4 protein-coding genes are annotated in these 4,024 nt (G+C 59.9%); all 4 read left to right on the top strand.

Annotation, left to right across the window (positions count from 1 at the left end):
* Window positions 1-215: 215 nt before the first annotated feature.
* Window positions 216-1,085: an LLM class F420-dependent oxidoreductase gene (locus VNM72_09795; GenBank protein HXF05695.1), complete on the top strand. Its 870-nt coding sequence runs from the start codon at window positions 216-218 to the stop codon at window positions 1,083-1,085.
* A 106-nt stretch (window positions 1,086-1,191) separates the two neighbouring features.
* On the top strand, window positions 1,192-2,001 hold the full coding sequence (locus VNM72_09790) for a dienelactone hydrolase family protein (protein HXF05694.1): 810 nt from the start codon (window positions 1,192-1,194) through the stop codon (window positions 1,999-2,001).
* Window positions 2,002-2,089: 88 nt separating this feature from the next.
* Complete coding sequence (locus tag VNM72_09785; GenBank protein HXF05693.1) at window positions 2,090-2,893, top strand: enoyl-CoA hydratase/isomerase family protein; 804 nt, start codon at window positions 2,090-2,092, stop codon at window positions 2,891-2,893.
* A gap of 206 nt (window positions 2,894-3,099) precedes the next feature.
* Window positions 3,100-4,024: 2Fe-2S iron-sulfur cluster-binding protein (locus tag VNM72_09780; GenBank protein ID HXF05692.1), on the top strand; the 925-nt coding region annotated here is incomplete at its 3' end.

The following is a 4,024-nucleotide window of genomic DNA, read 5'->3' as shown; positions in this document are numbered from 1 at the left end:
GCCGCGAGTTTGTGGAGTCATTATCTGGTGCCATCTGACGAGGGTTCTCCCAGGCGAGTGCGTTATCAGTTTGCCGTTCATGACGGGCAAGAAAATCGTCTGCGCGAGACGGCTTACTTGTTCGAAACGCCGGAGAGCTGAACGGGTCAGGTGCGAGGGCTGCAAACTTTTTTCGCTCGTTTCATCGGAGGGTTATCGGTCTGGGGAGGTGAAAGATGAAACTGGGGATTCTGTTTTGCAATGCCGGGCCGCTGGTGTTGCCCGAAAACGCGAGAGCGCTCGCGGAAGTGGCTGAAGCCTCAGGCTTCGAGTCCGTGTGGACGGTTGAGCATGTGGTGATTCCCGTGGGCTATAGCGCTCGGTATCCCTATAGCGAGACGGGCCGCATGCCGGCGCCTGATGACGTGCCGATCGCCGATCCACTGGTCTTCCTGAGCTATTTAGCGGGCGTGACCAAAACGCTGAAGCTGGCGACGGGTATTCTCATTTTGCCCCAGCGTCACCCGGCCTATGTGGCCAAGGAAGTAGCCACGCTCGATCTCCTTTCTGGCGGGCGCGCGCTTCTCGGTGTGGGCATCGGCTGGCTCAAGGATGAGTTCGATGCGCTCGGCCTCTCGTTCGCAGACCGGGCGGCGCGGACCGAAGAGGCCATTCGAGCCATTCGCACTTTGTGGGCGAAGGGACCTCAGGCGTTTGAAGGGCGCTTTTTCCGCTGGGGGCCCGTCGAATCCAATCCCAAACCGGTGCAACAGCCGGGCGTACCCATTATCGTGGGCGGGCACGTGGAGAACGCCGCCCGTCGCGCTGCCCGACTGGGTGACGGGTTTTTCCCCGGTCGGTCACGGCGCGAGGATTTGTTACACTTGCTCGCTGCGATGCGCGACGAATGTCAGAAGATCGGCAGAAATGCCGACGAGATCGAGATCACCGTGGGCGCAACCGGCCCTCTGACGCTCGATCAGGTCCGACGATTTCAAGAACTCGGCGTGTCACGAATCGTCATCCCGCCTCCGGGGTTTGATCGGGAAAGTTTGGTGCGCGGCCTGACGGAGATCGCCGAGCAGATCATCGCCAAAATGGACTGATCCGGGAGTTCTTGTGGCGTTGAGGAAGGCGGTCGGAATGCGTTGAGGGCTCGACCCTCTGGCCATGCACTCATTTGCTCAAAAATGACCGAGGAGGAAGAACACCATGATCAAACCAACCGTCGTTGCCGTGATGGCGATTCTCAGCACCACATTTCCAGGCGGGACGCAAGATTTCGCCCTCCGGCGCCTGGAGAAATCCCCCCGGCACCAGGAGTGGGTCGCCGTCAAATATGGTGCTCGAACCGTCCATGCCTTCCTTGTTTACCCGGAAGTGAAGGAGAAGGCGCCAGCGGTTGTGGTGATTCACGAGAATCGCGGCCTGAGCGATTGGGTCCGAAGCGTAGCCGATGAGCTTGCCGAAGCAGGCTATATAGCCATTGCGCCCGATCTTCTCTCAGGGATGGCTCCGGGCGGGGGAAGGACGAGCGATTTCCCCAGCCAGGACGCTGCCCGGGAAGCAATTTCTCGACTGTCTTCCGAGCAGGTGATGGCCGACCTCAATGCCGTAGCCGACTATGTGGCGAAGCTCCCGGCGTGCAACGGGAGGGTCGCCGTTGCGGGCTTCTGCTGGGGTGGATCGCAGGCGTTCCGATTCGCCACGGTCCGTCCCTCGCTGGCCGCCGCTTACGTCTTCTATGGAACGGCACCAAACGACCGGGAACAGTTGTCCCGAATCGCCTGTCCCGTGTACGGCTTCTACGGAGGCAACGATGCCCGCGTCAACGCGACGATTCCTCAAACGGCTGAGCTGATGAAGGCGCTCGGTAAGACCTATGAGCCCGTCACCTACGAGGGGGCGGGACACGGGTTCATGCGCACGGGTGAAGAGCCTGAGGCCGCTCCGGCCAACAAGAAGGCTCGCGATGAAGCCTGGAAGCGATGGAAGGCATTGCTCGAACACCTGAAGCGGTAGTCTCGCCAGCTGAGCTGCAAGCCGCTGTTGAATCCTCTGGGGGGCAGATTTCACACCCCCGATGCCGTATTTTCTGGAGGGCCTTGGTGTGACCAGTTTTGAGGGTCAAGCACTGTCGTGGTCAGTCATCGAAGGTGTGCTCGAAGTGGCGCTCCACAGGCCGCCGTGTAACGAGATCGGGACGCTTATGCTCGGCGAGCTGGAGCAGTTAATGACCGCGTGGTCAGTGCTGGAAACGGATGTGGAGGCTATTATCTTCCACAGCACGCTTCCCTGCGGATTCAGTGCCGGCGCGGATTTGCACGAGTTATACGAAAGGATGCAAGGCCTGACGCCGGAAGAACGAGCAGCGGGAGTGCGTTCCTTCCTGGAAAGGGTGCACTGGGTGTTCAACACGCTCGATCAGCTTCCGGTGCCGACCATTGCTGCCGTTCATGGAGTCACGTTTGGCGGCGGCTGGGAACTCGCGTTGACGTGCGATCTGATTATCGCCGACAAGATGACGCGGTTTTGTTTTCCCGAGCTGAGGCTCGGTCTCATTCCCGGCTTCGGAGGCATTCCTCGTCTCAGGCGCGACGTGGGCAACGGCGTTATTCGTGATCTCCTTCTGACCGGAAGAAGCATCAACGCAGTGAAAGCCCAAGCGCTCGGGCTGGTCAGTCAAGTGGTGGCTCCCGGCCAATCCCTTGTCGTTGCCCGCTCCCTCGCCCGTCAAATGAAAAAGTTTGATCGAACGACACGGGCGACGGCCAAGCGTTTCATGAAACCCTTACCGGAGCGGGAACTGGCAGAAGAGATCGCGCTCTTTTGCGAGCTGGTGAGACGGCCCGCCGTCGAAGAGGGGTTGCGGAAATTCGTCCAGGGCAGGGACGTCCTGCCCTATTTGCCCTAGTCGTTCGAGGGTCTTGCGGTAGTGGATCATCACATGCTAATGAGAGCTGGAAGCGTCATCACCGGGAAGAAGGTGAATGCTGACGGGCCACCTCGCTTGAGCAAGCGATGAGGATACGGCTAAAATGTGTGCCTTTATTTCCAGAGGAGTTACCTCGCTGCTCGCCTCTCTGCTGAGGGGGCGAGCGGGCAAGGAGGAGCGAAGCGATGAAGGCGGAGAATGAGGCACTCTTTCTCGCCTTTCTTAATCGCCATGATGACGAGGCGTGGTCGGCCATCCTGGATAGCCTGAGCCCCGCCATCCACGAAGTGGATCGCAACGCGACGCGCATCTGGCATTACTTTTTCCCGCTGGCACTCCAGCGGGCGCTTTCCGGGGCATCGGATCTGCCGGCACTTGTGCGGAAACTTTTCCTCGATGGGAGTTATCTATTAAGCACCCAGATTGATTCATCGCATTGGTTCCTCTATGGTCACCGTTACTGGCCCGATGTCAAACGAGCGGTTCTCGACTATGTGGCGTCGGAAAGTGCGCCGCCGAGCCTGGAGCTGACCTCGCAAATTCAGGACGTGGCCGCCCGTGTTGCCCGGCAGGTGGGCGCCGACGTTTCGCTCATCGTGGGAATCACCGCCGTCGCTTTCATGACTTTGCAGCAGGTGGGCGTTGAGGCTTTCCGCTCGTCTCCGGGGACGGTCACGCTCTCGCCGAGATTCCATGAACAGCCCCCGGATGAGATCGTGCGCAGGAGAAAACAGCCAGAGCGCCAGAGTCTGACGGATATTCTGAGAGGCAGGAAGTTTTACACGGTGACGTTTGACGAGCGGCTCGACGACGCGACGTTCCGTGTGATTCACGGCCAGGAACTCACGACGGGAGCCTATCGAGATAAACCGTACTACACCTGGCACGACCCGCGCTGCAAAGAGGGAGAGGGCCCTATCCCGGTTCAATGCCGATCGGCCTCCTGCGGAACGTGCTGGGTTGGTGTGCTTGCCGGAGCTGAGAATCTTTCCCCCGTCGGTCGGCTGGAGGCCATGAGGATGAAGGTTTTCGGCTACATTGAGAGCGACGAGCCGCGGCCCCTCATCCGACTGGCGTGTCAGGCTCAGGCCTATGGTCGGGCGACAATTG

This window comes from Blastocatellia bacterium, assembly GCA_035573895.1.
GTDB lineage: Bacteria > Acidobacteriota > Blastocatellia > HR10 > HR10 > DATLZR01.
Note: the sequence above shows the minus strand (reverse complement) of the source record. Positions and strands in the feature narration are given on the sequence as shown.